Below are 623 nucleotides of genomic sequence, written 5' to 3'. Positions count from 1 at the left end.
CGCGGGACTTAACCCAACATCTCACAACACGAGCTGACGACAGCCATGCAGCACCTGTATCAGAGTTCCCGAAGGCACCAATCCATCTCTGGAAAGTTCTCTGTATGTCAAGTGTAGGTAAGGTTCTTCGCGTTGCATCGAATTAAACCACATGCTCCACCGCTTGTGCGGGCCCCCGTCAATTCATTTGAGTTTTAACCTTGCGGCCGTACTCCCCAGGCGGTCTACTTAATGCGTTAGCTTTGAAAAACAGTCCCGAAAGACCGAGCTTCTAGTAGACATCGTTTACGGCGTGGACTACCAGGGTATCTAATCCTGTTTGCTCCCCACGCTTTCGTACATGAGCGTCAGTGTTGACCCAGGTGGCTGCCTTCGCCATCGGTATTCCTTCAGATCTCTACGCATTTCACCGCTACACCTGAAATTCTACCACCCTCTATCACACTCTAGTTTGCCAGTTCGAAATGCAGTTCCCAGGTTAAGCCCGGGGCTTTCACATCTCGCTTAACAAACCGCCTGCGTACGCTTTACGCCCAGTAATTCCGATTAACGCTCGCACCCTCCGTATTACCGCGGCTGCTGGCACGGAGTTAGCCGGTGCTTCTTCTGTAAGTAACGTCACA

At 51.7% G+C, this 623-nt stretch carries 1 rRNA gene; it reads right to left on the bottom strand.

Annotated elements, in window-relative coordinates:
* A 16S ribosomal RNA gene (locus C2M17_RS06135) occupies positions 1-623 on the bottom strand; the annotation flags it as partial.

Source organism: Pseudoalteromonas sp. T1lg10 (genome assembly GCF_002964545.1).
GTDB lineage: Bacteria > Pseudomonadota > Gammaproteobacteria > Enterobacterales > Alteromonadaceae > Pseudoalteromonas.
This window is presented reverse-complemented; position numbering and strand designations above follow the sequence as displayed.